At 68.0% G+C, this 14,053-nt stretch carries 16 protein-coding genes and 1 pseudogene; 7 read left to right on the top strand and 10 right to left on the bottom strand.

What is annotated here, in order from left to right; genetic code table 11:
* The first annotated feature begins 154 nt into the window (after positions 1-154).
* On the top strand, positions 155-943 hold the full coding sequence (locus ABD858_RS13530) for a hypothetical protein (protein WP_345037024.1): 789 nt from the start codon (positions 155-157) through the stop codon (positions 941-943).
* Positions 936-1,796 carry a PfkB family carbohydrate kinase gene (locus ABD858_RS13525; RefSeq protein ID WP_345037022.1) on the top strand — a complete coding sequence of 287 codons (861 nt, stop codon included), beginning with the start codon at positions 936-938 and terminating at the stop codon, positions 1,794-1,796. Before ABD858_RS13530 ends, ABD858_RS13525 begins: the two co-directional genes overlap by 8 nt.
* Here the strand turns inward: ABD858_RS13525 and ABD858_RS13520 are convergent.
* Genes ABD858_RS13520 through ABD858_RS13505 form a run of 4 tightly spaced genes read right to left on the bottom strand, consistent with a single transcriptional unit; the run spans position 1,780 to position 3,169 of the window.
* A complete protein-coding gene (locus ABD858_RS13520; RefSeq protein ID WP_345037020.1) occupies positions 1,780-2,427 on the bottom strand; it encodes a nucleoside/nucleotide kinase family protein in 648 nt (215 codons plus the stop codon). The two genes, ABD858_RS13525 and ABD858_RS13520, sit on opposite strands and share 17 nt — an antisense overlap.
* A gap of 31 nt (positions 2,428-2,458) precedes the next feature.
* A complete protein-coding gene (locus ABD858_RS13515; RefSeq protein WP_345037017.1) occupies positions 2,459-2,737 on the bottom strand; it encodes a hypothetical protein in 279 nt (92 codons plus the stop codon).
* Positions 2,737-2,925: a hypothetical protein gene (locus tag ABD858_RS13510; protein WP_345037015.1), complete on the bottom strand. Its 189-nt coding sequence runs from the start codon at positions 2,923-2,925 to the stop codon at positions 2,737-2,739. Before ABD858_RS13510 ends, ABD858_RS13515 begins: the two co-directional genes overlap by 1 nt.
* A 4-nt stretch (positions 2,926-2,929) precedes the next feature.
* Positions 2,930-3,169 (bottom strand): hypothetical protein, encoded by a 240-nt coding sequence (locus ABD858_RS13505; protein WP_345037013.1) that lies wholly within the window; start codon positions 3,167-3,169, stop codon positions 2,930-2,932.
* 184 nt (positions 3,170-3,353) lie between these two features.
* Between ABD858_RS13505 and ABD858_RS13500 the strand changes: the two genes are divergently transcribed.
* The 3 genes and pseudogenes from ABD858_RS13500 to ABD858_RS13490 form a co-directional block, all read left to right on the top strand.
* On the top strand, positions 3,354-4,229 hold the full coding sequence (locus ABD858_RS13500) for a helix-turn-helix domain-containing protein (protein ID WP_345037011.1): 876 nt from the start codon (positions 3,354-3,356) through the stop codon (positions 4,227-4,229).
* Positions 4,222-4,449: a DUF397 domain-containing protein gene (locus ABD858_RS13495; RefSeq protein ID WP_345037009.1), complete on the top strand. Its 228-nt coding sequence runs from the start codon at positions 4,222-4,224 to the stop codon at positions 4,447-4,449. Before ABD858_RS13500 ends, ABD858_RS13495 begins: the two co-directional genes overlap by 8 nt.
* A 172-nt stretch (positions 4,450-4,621) precedes the next feature.
* A pseudogene (locus tag ABD858_RS13490) lies at positions 4,622-4,825 on the top strand (hypothetical protein); the annotation flags it as partial.
* Positions 4,826-4,862: 37 nt separating this feature from the next.
* On the opposite strand, the gene ABD858_RS13485 reads toward ABD858_RS13490, so the two are convergent.
* Positions 4,863-6,068 carry an ISAs1 family transposase gene (locus ABD858_RS13485; protein ID WP_345033763.1) on the bottom strand — a complete coding sequence of 402 codons (1,206 nt, stop codon included), beginning with the start codon at positions 6,066-6,068 and terminating at the stop codon, positions 4,863-4,865.
* Between the two features lie 145 nt (positions 6,069-6,213).
* Here ABD858_RS13485 and ABD858_RS13480 point away from each other — a divergent pair, with 145 nt between their 5' ends.
* Complete coding sequence (locus tag ABD858_RS13480) at positions 6,214-6,381, top strand: hypothetical protein (protein ID WP_345045098.1); 168 nt, start codon at positions 6,214-6,216, stop codon at positions 6,379-6,381.
* 336 nt (positions 6,382-6,717) lie between these two features.
* Here the strand turns inward: ABD858_RS13480 and ABD858_RS13475 are convergent, their stop codons facing one another.
* Together ABD858_RS13475 and ABD858_RS13470 are read right to left on the bottom strand one after the other, a co-directional pair.
* Positions 6,718-7,392, bottom strand: a complete 675-nt coding sequence (locus ABD858_RS13475; RefSeq protein ID WP_345037007.1) for a TetR family transcriptional regulator — start codon at positions 7,390-7,392, stop codon at positions 6,718-6,720.
* A complete protein-coding gene (locus tag ABD858_RS13470) occupies positions 7,389-8,369 on the bottom strand; it encodes an acyl-CoA desaturase (RefSeq protein WP_345037005.1) in 981 nt (326 codons plus the stop codon). Before ABD858_RS13470 ends, ABD858_RS13475 begins: the two co-directional genes overlap by 4 nt.
* A gap of 211 nt (positions 8,370-8,580) precedes the next feature.
* Between ABD858_RS13470 and ppc the strand changes: the two genes are divergently transcribed.
* Complete coding sequence (ppc, locus tag ABD858_RS13465) at positions 8,581-11,310, top strand: phosphoenolpyruvate carboxylase (protein ID WP_345037003.1); 2,730 nt, start codon at positions 8,581-8,583, stop codon at positions 11,308-11,310.
* A 151-nt stretch (positions 11,311-11,461) separates the two neighbouring features.
* Here ppc and ABD858_RS13460 read toward each other — a convergent pair whose 3' ends face one another.
* The 3 genes from ABD858_RS13460 to ABD858_RS13450 form a co-directional block, all read right to left on the bottom strand.
* Positions 11,462-12,247 (bottom strand): LPXTG cell wall anchor domain-containing protein, encoded by a 786-nt coding sequence (locus ABD858_RS13460; protein WP_345037002.1) that lies wholly within the window; start codon positions 12,245-12,247, stop codon positions 11,462-11,464.
* Positions 12,248-12,650: 403 nt separating this feature from the next.
* Positions 12,651-13,247, bottom strand: a complete 597-nt coding sequence (gene pth / locus ABD858_RS13455; protein WP_345037000.1) for an aminoacyl-tRNA hydrolase — start codon at positions 13,245-13,247, stop codon at positions 12,651-12,653.
* Positions 13,248-13,335: 88 nt separating this feature from the next.
* Complete coding sequence (locus tag ABD858_RS13450) at positions 13,336-13,923, bottom strand: 50S ribosomal protein L25/general stress protein Ctc (RefSeq protein WP_345036998.1); 588 nt, start codon at positions 13,921-13,923, stop codon at positions 13,336-13,338.
* Positions 13,924-14,053 lie beyond the last annotated feature (130 nt).

The following is a 14,053-nucleotide window of genomic DNA, read 5'->3' as shown; positions in this document are numbered from 1 at the left end:
AACCTGGCCCCGCCACTTGAAGTGGGCATGATGGGGACGGGGGCAAGCGGTGCGACCGTTACGGAATCCGAGGTTCTTACTCGACGCTGTCGGGCTGGCGATCGCCGCATGCCTTTATGTGGCGTCGACCCGGACGCAAGCGCCGCTCCAGGACTTGCTGATCGGCGTTGCCACGTCGTTCGTCTTCGCCGCGATCCTCGATCTCCTGATCGTCGCGCAGCAGCGCGCCCTCAACAGGGACCGGGTCAGGTTTTTCGGCGAGGAGCTCGTCCACCACGAGACAACGCTCGTCTACCCGGACTTCGTTCTGCACGAAGACATTCGAGCCACCCTCTCCTCGCACAATCAGCAGCTGATCTTCCAGCGCCCCGAGTCCCGGTTCACCGGACTGACGGTGCATCGCATCGACGTGCCGAGCCTGGTGGCATCCAACGACATTCAGTCGCTGCTGTACGTCTCGAGCATCTTCGACAGCACGGCGGACTGCCCCAATGTCATGGTCGTGGACAGCAAGATCCTCGACGACTGCGACCGCAGCTTCATCAGTTTCGGCCTGACCAGCAACGACTGCACACATCTCTATCTGCACGACGCACCCAGCCCGCTGTTCGAGGTGGTGGAGGACGACCGCGGATCCGAGTTTGTCAAGCTCAAGAACGGACATGAGTTCCGTTCGACCGAGAGGCGGCAGTACGGGCTGATCGCCCGGCACGCGCCGGATCCGGCAGAAGCCCCCAGCCGCCGATGGTTGCTGGTCGCAGGCCTCGGTCCGGTCGGCACGACCGGAGCAGGCTGGTACCTCGCACGACACTGGCGCACCCTGGCCAGGCAAGTTCCGGCGGATCGTGACTTCGTCGCCGTACTCTCCGTGGGCTCGTACACGGACAGGACGCCACGACTTGAGGAAGTGGTCATTGGTGAGCCCAGGAGTACCGGTGCCTAGGTCGCTCTTCGTCGGCCTGTGCACCCTGGATGTCATTCAGCTCGTGGAGCACGTGCCGGGCCCGAACGAAAAGGTGACCGCACTGGCGCAGACCATTGCGGCAGGCGGTCCGGCAGCGAACGCCGCCGCGGCATTCAGCCATCTGGGTGGGCGGGCCACGCTGCTGACCGGCATCGGCGGGCATCCTCTGGCCGCGGGCATCACGGCTGACCTGGGCGCTCTAGGCGTCCACATCATCGACCTCAACCCGGACGCCGCCGAGCCGCCAACGGTCTCCAGCATCCTGGTGACGGACTCGACAGGGGAACGCGCGGTTGCATCCGTCAACGCAACGGGAATCGACCTCGAACCGCCACAAGACCTGGAAGAACTCCTTGAAGGCGTCGACTCCGTCGAGTTCGACGGACACCACATGGCCCTTGCGATCCATGTGGCCGAAACGGCCCGGAATGCTGGCGTGCCCACGGTGTTCGACGGCGGCAGCTGGAAACCGGGCACGGAGAAGCTGCTACCGCTCATCGATGTCGCCGTCTGCTCGGCCGATTTCCGCCCGCCAGGCGCGAGCAGCCACGAAGACGTTCTCCGCTACCTGCTGGCCTCCGGAGTCCCCCGGGCAGCCGTCAGCCGGGGCGATGCCCCGATCCTGTGGACCGGGCCCGAAGGAACGGGGTCGGTCGCCGTGCCGCAGGTCGAGGTGGCGGACACGCTGGGCGCGGGTGACATCCTGCACGGCGCCCTCACCTACTATCTGGGCCTGCCGTTCCCCGAGGTCCTCGCCCGTGCGGCCGAGGTGGCCACCCTGGCCTGCGCGTCCTTCGGAACCAGGACCTGGATGGTCAAGGCGCCGGGGTGATGGTCCCCGGAACGACCACGCGGGTGCAGTTGTCGCGGGTCTTCTTCACGACCTCGCCATTCGGGCGGTCATTGCTCTCGACCCACGCCCATGCCTCGTCGTGGTTCCGCCCGCCGGTGATCTGCCGCTCGGCCAAACGGCTCTCCCGTACTTCATCGGCGGTCTCGATGTACCAGAGTGCACGAAGGAACTTGCGGACTTCCCGCCACACCGACTCATCGCTGGCCAGGTAGTTGCCCTCGGTGATGACGAGCTTGGTCTCGGGAGCGACCACCAGCCTCGCGGCGATGGGCTCGTGAAGGGTGCGGTCGTAGCTGGGCACGTAGATGTCGTGCTCGACCACACCAGTCACCCGGTGCAGAAGTGCCACGTACCCGTGCACGTCGAAGGTGTCGGGCGCGCCTTTGCGGTTTTGCCTCCCCATCCGCTGCAGTTGAAGGTTGGAGAGATGGAACCCGTCCATGGGCAGGTACGCCGCCGTGTCGGGCCCGAGACGGCGGTTGACCTCATCGACCAGGTGCGTGGCGAGCGTGGACTTGCCGGCGGCGGGAGGGCCGGTCAGGCCGAGTATGGCCCTGGGTGCGGCTTCCTTGGCGAGCGCGACCGCGTCCTCAAGCAATGCAGCTGTCATGCTGTCACGCTAACGGCGCGCCGCGCCCGCGTCATCGTAGGCGTGCACCCCGGCTTTCGGCGATACGGAGCACATCGCGCAGGGCCTCGGTCAGGTGGCCGGCCAGGACGCGCAGTTCCTCGACGGCCAGCTCGCCTTCGGCGAGCAGCGCCAGCGCGTGCGCGAGCAGATCACCGCCCATCCCGAGCTGCACGGCCTCGATGCGGTCGGCGACCCGGGAGAGTTGTCCAGTGCCGTCGGTCAGGAGATAACAGGGCCTGCCTTCCGGCCCGGTCCAGGGGAGGAGCCGGGCGCGCTGTACGGGGTCCATCAGGCCACCTCCACACCGTGGATGCGGCGTGGCCCGGTGTCGATGCCGTACGTCGCCAGCCAGAGCGCCCGACGCCGTCGGCGCCGCTGCCGCCGTTGGTGACTGTCGTACGGCCTGGCCCGGTGCCTGCCGCGCGGGGCGATGAAGGTGCGGAGGTGGTGCAGAGCGTGGCTGATGAGGCTGGTCATGTCCTCAACTCCCATTCGTTGTCCGGTCATCCGCTTGCGTGGAACACGCCGCGCAGACGTTCACGGCCCAGCCGAGCCGCGCGCCGTCGGCGCTGCGGGTGTACGCGTGCCCGCCGGGCCGGAGCGACTCGGTGCCGCCACACCGGGCGCAGGCCAGCCCGTACAGCCGACGCCACGACTCAGGCGGGAGGCGGAGGGGGTCGTGGGTGCCGATACGGAGGTCGGCGGGGATGTGCATTGCCATGGCTGTTCCTTGTGCAACCGAGGCGGCGAGATCATTGGAAGCATTCCATTGGATTCCAATGAATAGATGCGAGGCGGTTGGACTTCACTCATGTGAGTGGCCGACCGAACTCGCGGACCCCGGCCGCGGCAAGTGGCGCGTACGCTCGCCGCGTTGATGGTGTTGGCGCCGGGAGGTAGCGGAGATGACGGCCACGCTGACAGGACCGGCCGGCCGTATGCAGATCGCACGAGGGCTCGTGGCGCTGCGGGAACGCTGCGGTCTCACGCAGGTGCAAGTCGCCCAACGGGCTGGGGTCAGCAAGGCGACCGTGAGCCGGTACGAGATGTGGCAGGACCGGGCGCGTATCCGCTGGGCCACGGTGAAGGCCATCGCGGACGCCTGCGACGCGTCCGCGGAGGAGCGGGACGCTCTCGTCCAGGTGGCCAGATCACAGGCCGACGGCTGGTGGGTCGGCAACAGTGCGGTGCCGGAGTGGATGGATCCTTTGGTCTCCTTCGAGCAGGAGGCCGAGTACGAGCACGTCTACGCGAACACGGTGATCCCTGGCTTGCTGCAGACCCGGGAGTACGCGCTGGCGATTCATCAGGCGCGTGAAGTCCGGAGCCCTGGCGACGTGATCGAACGGATGGTGGACGCTCGCATGCAGCGACAGGGCATCTTCAAGAGGGAGCCGCCGTTGCACCTGTGGGCGGTTCTCGATGAGGCGGTGTTGCGACGGACGGTCGGTAGTCCGGCGGTGATGGAGGAGCAATTGCGGCACCTGCACGACGTGACGCAGAGCCCGACCGTCGACATCCAGATCCTGCCGTTCAGCGCCGGCGCGCATGCCGCAGGGGCCGGACACTTCGTGATCCTCGGCAGGGACGACGAACGGAACCCCCTCAACTCCATGGCCGTGGTCTACATCGAGATGCGGCGGCGCGGCCTGTATCTCGATGACGGTGACGACGTCGGCGCTTATAAGTTGACCTTCGACTACCTTCGTTCGCAGGCCGCTGATACGTCAGCGTCACTGAGGCTGCTGGCCAAGGCACGACAGGAGCTGTCCCATGACTGATCGCGTATCCACTCGGGTGGAGATGCCAGCCGCCACTGCCTGGCGCAAGAGCAGTTACAGCGGCGGCGAAGGCAACGAGTGCGTCGAGGTCGCGCGTGTGGAGGACATGGTTGCCGTGCGCGACTCCATGAACCCGCAGGGGCCCGTGATAGTCCTGCCCATATGTGTGTTCACGTCGTTCCTGGACGAAGTTTGCGCCGTCGGTTCTCGCAGCCTGTAGCTGGTCAATGAACGCGGCGGAGAGCTGTTCGGCTAAGGGATGTCCCGTAACTGCTGGTCAGGTCCGTGGATGAGGTACGGAAACTTCGTGGTCGCTGCGCCTGCACTGTCGGTACCGTCAGGTCTCCCGGCCAGCCGCATCGGTGGTTTGCCAAGTTCAGAGAGTGGTTCCCATGACCGGCCAGCAAGTAACGACGACCCTGTGGCGCCCCATCGGCCCCAAGGAGCTGGACCTGGTCCGCGAACTGGACTGGCGCGCCTGGCCGCCTCGACTGCCGGAGCAGCCGATCTTCTATCCGGTCCTCAACGAGGACTACGCGGTGAAGATCGCAAGAGACTGGAACGTGAAGCACGATGGCGCCGGCTTCGTCACCCGTTCAGGGTCATTGCATGATCGAGATCTGTCTGGGTTCGTCACGCGAGACCGAGGGCTCGTAGGGGCCGGTGGTAGTCGCGGCCGGTGTGGCGGAGGGCGGCGGCGATGTTGGTCTGGCCGTCCTGGCGGAAGACGCTGATGGCGAGGTTGCGCAAGGAGGCCATGGCGCGGGGCAGGGTGCCGGTGCGGACCTTGGAGTCGTCCTCGCGGAACGTGCGGTCCCGCACGTGGTGCAGGAGGTTCTCGATACCCCAGTGGCCTCTGATCCAGGTGGCGAACTCGGTGCAGGTGGCGTCGAAAACGCTCAGGCTGGTGATCAGGTAGACGCGCTCGATGGTCAGCTTCCCGGTGCTCAAGTCGCGCCGCCACCGTACGACTTGGATTGCCTGGCGGGCGCCGGGGTAGTCGAGGTGGCTGAACCCGGCGACCTTGAGCCGGCGGATCTCGTCGCGGTGGTGGGCGTGGTCGCGAGTGCGGTGCCCGAGTGGGATGTCACGCCAGGGCAGCTTCCTGACCTGGGCGTACAGGCCCGGATGGTTCTTCTTCACGACGGCCACGTAGTGCGCGCCGCGACTGGTCAGATAGGCCCCGTGGTCGTGCTGGGTGTGCAGGGCGTCGGCGGTCACCACCGTGTTCTCCAGCCCGAGACCGTCCAGCAACGGCGCGAAGGAGGGGATCTCGTTGCTCTTGGAAGCGACCTGCCGCTGGGCCAGGACCACGCCGTGGTGGTCCATCGCCGCCAGCAGCTGGATCGCCGCGGCCGTTGCGGTTCGCGATCCGCGGACCACCTTGCCGTCGACCGCGATCACCCGTCGCACCGGCCCTTGCTCCGCCTCCGGCTCCACCGGGGGCGGCGTTCTGGCCTGCAGATACGCGCTGATCGCCGCGTCCAGCGCGTCACCGTCCACACGCTGCAGCAGGCGGCGCACGGTTGCGGCGTGCGGCACCGGCCGCAGACCAGTAAGTGGATCGGCAGCGAAGCCGAGGACGCCCAGCACATGCTGCGGGGCATCCGTGATCCACTCGCTGATAGCGATGAGCGAGCGAGCCCCTGTCAGCACCGCCGAGACGGCCGCGCACAGCAACGCGAGGGCCGGATACCGCAGTCCTCGTGCATCGCGGGGATCGGCGACCAGGATCAGGAAACGCCGCAGGTCAGCGACATCGCTTGAGGTGAGGGGATCAGTCGGGGAGCCCAGTTGCTCCAGTGCGGAAGGGATGGGCGATGATGTTCGGGCAGGCACGGTCTCGCTCGGTTCTCATGGGTCTCGACAACCACATGATCACCAGCACCGTGCCTGCTCCGCTCTCCCGGGCCCCTTGCCGCACAACGGACATGACGCCACGTCGCTCATGAGACCGGCGAATCGGACCAATCCCAATCACGCAATGCCCCTGGTCACCCGTTTCGAGGTCGAGTCGGAGTTCTTGAGCCGGTATCCCGTCCAGCAGGCAGGCGGGCAGACGATCCTTGAGCTGTGGGTACCGGCTGAAGAGCTCGACGAGTTCAACACCCACATCGTCGGCAGGATTCAAGTGGTCCACGAGTTCCGCTGAGCGGCGGAGTCCGGTGAAGGGGCAGGCCGGCCCGCAGTGCCCAGGCGGTCACCCAAAGCGACGTGGCGAGGTCAGGAAGGTAACTGCCTCGGCGTCTGCGCGGAGCAGCATCACAGGCGGGCGAAGGTCCCGGGCAACGTGTGCGGTCGCCGGCAGACAGGCGGGCCCGACCGCCTCCAGGGCGGGCTTTCAGCTGCTGTGGTGCTGGGCCAGCGCGTGGAACTCGGGATCGGCGAGCCCCTCGCGGGCGCGCGGCCGTCAGCCGGGTGCCGCCTGTGGCTTGGCAGCCGCGGCGTACGACCGGCCGTCGCACAGCAGCGCGGCACCCCCCGGAGGTCAGTCCTTGCGGTGGCCGACCAGCCGGGGCTTCGGCTCCAGGCCGTCCAGGCCGTGCCAGGCCAGGTTGACCAGATGGGCCGCGACCTCCGCCTTCTGGGGCTTGCGGACGTCCAGCCACCACTGGCCGGTCAGCGCGACCATGCCGACCAGGGCCTGGGCATAGAGCGGGGCCAGCTTGGGGTCGAAGCCGCGGGCCTTGAACTCCAGGCCCAGGATGTCCTCCACCTGTGTGGCGATATCGCTGATCAGCGAGGCGAACGTGCCGGTGGACTGGGCCACCGGCGAGTCACGGACCAGGATGCGGAAGCCGTCCGTGTACCGCTCGATGTAGTCGAGCAGGGCGAACGCGGCCTGCTCGAGCAGCTCCCGCGGATGCCCGGCCGTCAGAGCGCCGGTGACCATGTCCAGCAGGGAGCGCATCTCCCGGTCGACCACGACGGCGTACAGGCCCTCCTTGCCGCCGAAGTGCTCGTACACCACCGGCTTGGAGACGCCCGCCTTCGCGGCGATCTCCTCCACCGACGTGCCCTCGAAGCCCTTCTCGGCGAAGAGGGTACGGCCGACATCGAGCAGCTGCTCCCGGCGCTCCTTGCCGGTCATGCGGGTGCGCCGGGTGCGCCGGGTCCTGTTGCCGTTGCTGCTACTGCCGTCGATCGCCACGTTCTCAATCATGCCGCGTTCACGGGCTGGCCCTTGCGCCGGGCATCGATACGGGCCGCAGTCGGCCAGCGCACGTCGTACGCCCAGCCGAGCTGCTCGAACCAGCGGATCAGCCGCGCGCTGGAATCGACCTGGCCGCGCATCACGCCGTGCCGGGCGGACGTCGGGTCGGCGTGGTGCAGGTTGTGCCAGGACTCGCCGCAGGACAGGACGGCCAGCCACCAGACGTTGCCGGAACGGTCCCGGGACTTGAAGGGGCGCTTGCCCACGGCGTGGCAGATGGAGTTGATGGACCAGGTGACGTGGTGGAGAAGGGCCACGCGGACCAGGGAGCCCCAGAAGAAGGCGGTGAAGGCGCCCCACCAGGACATCGTGACCAGACCGCCGACCAGCGGCGGGATCGCCAGCGAGACGACCGTCCAGAGCATGAACTGGCGGGAGATCCGGCGGATCGCCGGGTCCTTGATCAGATCCGGGGCGTACTTGTGCTGAGGAGTCTGCTCCTCGTCGAACATCCAGCCGATATGGGCCCACCACAGGCCCTTCATCAGGGCCGGAACCGTCTCACCGAACCGCCACGGCGAGTGCGGGTCCCCCTCCGCGTCGGAGAACTTGTGGTGCTTGCGATGATCCGCCACCCAGCGCACCAGGGGACCCTCGACGGCAAGGGACCCCATGATCGCGAGGGAGATCCGCAGCGGGCGCTTCGCCTTGAAGGAACCATGCGTGAAATAGCGGTGGAAGCCGATCGTGATGCCGTGGCAGCTGATGAAGTACATGGCCACCATCAGGCCCAGGTCCAGCCAGCTCGCCCCCCAGCCCCAGGCCAGCGGCACGGCCGCGAGCAGCGCGAGGAACGGCACCGTGATGAACAGCAGCAGCGTGATCTGCTCGATCGACCGCTTGTTGTCCCCGCCCAGTGTGGCGGAGGGGAGCTCGTAGTCGGCCGGCTTCCGGTCGTCTTCGATCACGTCGGAGCGTGAGGTCATGGGATTCCCCTGTGGGGTGAGGAATAGGGCGAGTGCACGGCTACGGTTCCGTAACTTATGGCTACGGTTCCGTAACCTACGGCGACGTAAGTATGGCAGCGGCAGGCCGGGACACGGCAAGACGGCACGGAACGGCACCTATCCTGGAAGCGTCGGACAGCGCGGTCCGCCACCCCTCCAGACGTGCTCAACACCGCAAGGAGCCGCACCTGTGAGCAGTGCCGACAACCCCACCAACTCCAGCGCGGAACTGCGTGCCGACATCCGCCGACTGGGCGATTTGCTGGGCGAGACACTCGTCCGCCAGGAAGGGCCCGAGCTCCTCGAGCTCGTCGAGCGGGTGCGGGCACTCACCCGTACCGACGGTGAGGCTGCAGCAGAGCTGCTCGGCGGCACCGAGGTGGAGACAGCCGCCAAACTGGTACGCGCCTTCTCCACCTACTTCCACCTGGCCAACGTCACCGAACAGGTCCACCGCGGCCGCGAGCTGCGCGCCCACCGCGCCGCCCAGGGCGGACTCCTCGCCCGCACCGCCGACAAGCTCAAGGACGCCGACCCCGACCATCTGCGCCAGACGGTCCAGAACCTCAACGTCCGGCCCGTTTTCACGGCCCACCCGACCGAGGCAGCCCGGCGTTCCGTACTCAACAAGCTGCGCCGCATCGCGGCGCTCCTGGAGACCCCCGTCATCGAGGCGGACCGGCGCCGCCACGACCTCCGGCTCGCCGAGAACATCGACCTCGTCTGGCAGACCGACGAACTCCGGGTCGTCCGCCCCGAACCCGCCGACGAGGCCCGCAACGCCATCTACTACCTCGACGAGCTCCATGCCAACGCCGTCGGCGACGTCCTGGAGGACCTCAGCGCCGAACTGGAACGCGTCGGCGTCAAGCTCCCCGCCGGCACTCGCCCCCTCACCTTCGGCACCTGGATCGGCGGCGACCGCGACGGCAACCCCAACGTGACCCCCGAGGTCACCCGCGAAGTACTGATCCTCCAGCACGAACACGGCATCACCGACGCCCTGGAGAAGATCGACTCCCTGCGCGGGCTGCTCTCCAACTCCATCCGCTACGCCGGAGCCACCGAAGAGCTGCTCACCTCGCTCCAGACCGACCTGGAACAGCTGCCCGAGATCAGCCCCCGCTACAAGCGTCTCAACGCCGAAGAGCCCTACCGGCTCAAGGCCACCTGCATCCGCCAGAAGCTCCTCAACACCCGCGAACGCCTCGCCAAGGGCACTTCGCACGAGCCCGGCCGCGACTACCTCGGCACCGGCGAACTCCTCCACGACCTCGAACTCGTCCAGACCTCGCTGCGCGCCCACCGCGGCGGTCTCTTCGCCGACGGCCGCCTCGACCGTACGATCCGCACGCTCGCCGCCTTCGGGCTCCAGCTCGCCACCATGGACGTACGCGAACACGCCGACGCCCACCACCATGCCCTCGGGCAGCTCTTCGACCGGCTCGGCGAGGAGTCCTGGCGCTACGCCGACATGCCGCGCGACTACCGCAAGAAGCTCCTCGCCAAGGAACTGCGCTCACGCCGGCCCCTCGCCCCCACCCCGGCCCCGCTGGACGCCGCCGGCGCCAAGACGCTCGGCGTGTTCCACACCGTCAAGGAAGCCTTCGAACGCTTCGGACCCGAAGTCATCGAGTCCTACATCATCTCCATGTGCCAGGGCGCCGACGACGTCTTCGCGGCGGCCGTACTCGCCCGCGAGGCCGGACTGATCGACCTGCACGCCGGCTGGGCCAAGATCGGCATCGTTCCACTGCTGGAGACGACCGACGAGCTGCGCGCCGCCGATGTCATCCTCGACGAGATGCTCGCAGACCCCTCCTACCGCCGGCTCGTCTCCCTGCGCGGGGACGTCCAGGAGGTCATGCTCGGCTACTCCGACTCCTCCAAGTTCGGCGGCATCACCACCAGCCAGTGGGAGATCCACCGTGCCCAGCGCCGGCTGCGCGACGTCGCCCACCGCTACGGCGTACGGCTCCGGCTCTTCCACGGTCGCGGCGGCACCGTCGGCCGCGGCGGCGGCCCCACGCACGACGCGATCCTCGCCCAGCCCTGGGGCACCCTGGAGGGCGAGATCAAGGTGACCGAGCAGGGCGAGGTCATCTCCGACAAGTACCTGATCCCGTCCCTGGCCAGGGAGAACCTGGAACTCACGGTCGCCGCGACCTTGCAGGCCTCCGCCCTGCACACCGCCCCGCGCCAGTCCGACGAGGCCCTCGCCCGCTGGGACGCCGCCATGGACACCGTCTCCGACGCGGCCCACACGGCCTACCGCAAGCTGGTCGAGGACCCCGACCTGCCCGCGTACTTCTTCGCCGCCACCCCCGTCGACCAACTCGCCGAACTGCACCTGGGCTCCCGGCCCTCCCGCCGCCCCGACTCCGGCGCCGGCCTCGACGGACTGCGGGCCATCCCCTGGGTCTTCGGCTGGACCCAGTCCCGGCAGATCGTGCCCGGCTGGTACGGCGTCGGCTCCGGCCTGAAGGCACTGCGCGACGCGGGGCTGGACGGAGTGCTCGAGGAGATGTACGAGCAGTGGCACTTCTTCCGCAACTTCCTCTCCAACGTGGAGATGACCCTCGCCAAGACCGATCTGCGCATCGCCCGCCACTACGTCGACACCCTCGTACCCGACGAACTCCAGCACGTCTTCGACGACATCGAGGCCGAACACGAACTGACGGTGCGTGAGGTCCTGAGTGTCACCGGCGGAGAACGGCTGCTCGACTCCAACCCGGTGCTCCAGCAGACCTTCGCGATCCGCGACGCCTACCTCGACCCGATCTCCTACCTCCAGGTCGCCCTGCTGGCCCGCCAGCGCAAGGCCGCGGCGGCGGGCGAAGCCCCCGACCCGCTGCTGTCCCGGGCCCTGCTGCTCACCGTCAACGGCGTCGCGGCGGGCCTGCGCAACACGGGCTGAACGCAGGCAGGTCCGCCGGTCCCTGCGGGTGCCCCGCGCCGCACGGCGCAGGGCACCCGCCTGCGGCGAGCACTGGTGCACACCAGGCAACACAACAGGGCCTGCTGCCGGAACGATGTCCGGCAGCAGGCCCTGTGCGTGCGTCAGAACGTCAGTGCTGCTGAGCCTTACGGCGGCGCATCACCAGGAAACCGCCCAGGCCGAGCAGGGCCGCGGCGGCCGCGGACAGCGCGACGACGGGCGTGCTGGAGCCCGTCTCGGCGAGGTCACCCTCGGTGCCCTTCTCGCCTGCCGGGGACGGCTGGTTGTCCGGCTTCGTGTCGTCGCCACCCGTGCTGCCGCCGTTGGCGGCGGGCTGGGACGGCTCGGGCGACGGCTTGTCACCAGGCTGCTCGCTGGGCTTGTCACCAGGCTTGTCGCCGGGGTTCTCGCCGGGCTTGTCACCGGGGTTCTCGCCGGGCTTGTCGCCAGGCTTGTCGCCGGGGTTCTCGCTCGGCTTGTCACCCGGCTGCCCGCCCGGGTTCTCGCCGGGCTTCTCGTCCTCACACTCGGTCCAGAAGACCTTGTGCTTGGCCTTTCCGTGCTCACCGTCGAAGTTCCAGATGAGCTTGTAGTGGCCGTCGGGGAGGTTCATGTCCTCGCTGCGGCCGTGACCCTCGGCGTCCAGGCTGAGCGAGCCGTTCTTGGCCTCGGTGCCCTTGGTGCCTGTGGGCGGCATCTCGACGATCTTCCAGCCGACCTGCTGGCCACCGTCGAAGCCGAAGGCGTCGAGGTAGAAGGTGCAGACGTGAGGCTCGTTCTTGCGGAGCTCCTCGCCGGTCTTCGCGTCGTGGATCTTGACGGTGCCGTTGTCGCCCCGGGGAGTCGCGTAGGCAGCGGGCGTCAGCAGTGCGAAGGCAGCCGCCGTCGCCGCACTCAAGGAAACAAAAGTGCGCATGCGCATAGGCATTCCATCTTCAAAGTGAAAATCGATCAAATGATCAGGGGGTTGCTACAGCTTCCTTCCGATCCTGATCATTCGTCAAGCTGGGAGGATTCCCTGTTCCATGCTTGGTACAGACGGTTCCGGAAGCACATTCACAGGGGCGCGAGCGACCCGGCCGGAAGAACCGCCCCTGCCACGGCAGTTGCCCAGGCGATACGCGGCAGTCGCACCCGTCACGACCGGCGCCAGGACCGTCCGGGGTACACGAACCGGTGCATTGCCGCTCGCGGCCCTCGGCCGGAATCACACGCTGCGCCGTCCCCCACGACGAGCAGACCGGCCGGCGCGGCCATGAGCACCCACAGGACGGGAGACAGCAACCTCATGGGCCGAGGAGATCCTGCCCCAGACGCACTCAGGAGTTGTACGCGCTCTGCGCCCTCTCCAGACCCTCCGTCACCAGACACTCCACGGAATCCGCGGCGCGGTCCACGAAGTGGTCCAGCTCCTTGCGCTCGCTCGACGAGAAGTCCTTCAGCACGAAGTCCGCGACCTGCATACGGCCCGGAGGACGGCCGATACCGAAACGGACCCGGTGGTAGTCGGAGCCCAGCGACTTGGTGATCGACTTCAGGCCGTTGTGGCCGTTGTCGCCGCCGCCCAGCTTGAGACGCAGCGTGCCGTAGTCGATGTCCAGCTCGTCATGGATCGCGACGATGTTCGCGACCGGCACCTTGTAGAAGTCCCGCAGCGCGGTCACCGGCCCGCCCGACAGGTTCATGTACGACATGGGCTTCACCAGGACGACACGCCGGCTCGCCGGTCCGGGCGGACCGACACGGCCCTCCACCACCTGCGCCTGCGCCTTCTGTGCGCGCTTGAACTTGCCGCCGATGCGCTCCGCGAGCAGGTCGGCGACCATGAACCCGACATTGTGCCGGTTCGCGGCGTAATCGGGCCCCGGGTTGCCCAGACCCACGATCAGCCAGGGGGCGTTGGCGTCCGTCGTCATATGCGCTGCGTCTCCTCGCGTACCGGCGTGTACAGGGGAACGGGGTGGCGGGCCAAGGCCCGCCACCCCGTCAGGCAGAACGTGAGGCTCAGGCCTCGGCGCCCTGGGCCTCGGCGGCCTCCTCGACCGGCTCCTCGGCCTGGGCGGCCAGGACCTGGAGGACGACAGCGTCCTCCTCGACGGCCAGGGTGACACCCTTGGGCAGGGTGATGTCCTTGGCGTGGACGGACGCGCCGGCGGCCAGGCCCTCGACGGAGACGGTGACGGCCTCGGGGATGTGGGTGGCCTCGGCCTCGACCGGCAGGGCGTTCAGCACGTGCTCGAGCAGGTTGCCACCGGCGGCCAGGTCGCCCTCGGTGTGAACCGGAACCTCGACGGTGACCTTCTCGCCGCGCTTCACGAGCAGCAGGTCGACGTGCTCCAGGAAGCCCTTCAGCGGGTCCTTCTGGACGGCCTTCGGGATGGCCAGCTCGTTCTTGCCCTCGATGTCCAGGGAGAGCAGGATGTTCGGGGTCTTCAGGGCCATCATCAGGGCGTGACCCGGCAGGCTCAGGTGGACCGGCGCGGAGCCGTGGCCGTACAGAACGCCCGGAACCTGGCCCTCGCGGCGGGTACGGCGGGCGGCACCCTTGCCGAAGTCGGTGCGGACGGACGCGGTGAGCTTCACCTCGGACATGTGCACTCCTCGTATGCAGTACGAACAGATGGGGATCCCCCTGCTCGAGCACAGTCAAGAGCTCGGGGGAGGTCACCCGGCCACGACTGGCCTGCTACGAAGAGCGCGTCGATAACGGACCGCCGTACAC

Origin of the sequence: Streptomyces sannanensis (genome assembly GCF_039536205.1) — a bacterium.
Classification (GTDB): domain Bacteria; phylum Actinomycetota; class Actinomycetes; order Streptomycetales; family Streptomycetaceae; genus Streptomyces; species Streptomyces sannanensis.
Note: the sequence above shows the minus strand (reverse complement) of the source record. Positions and strands in the feature narration are given on the sequence as shown.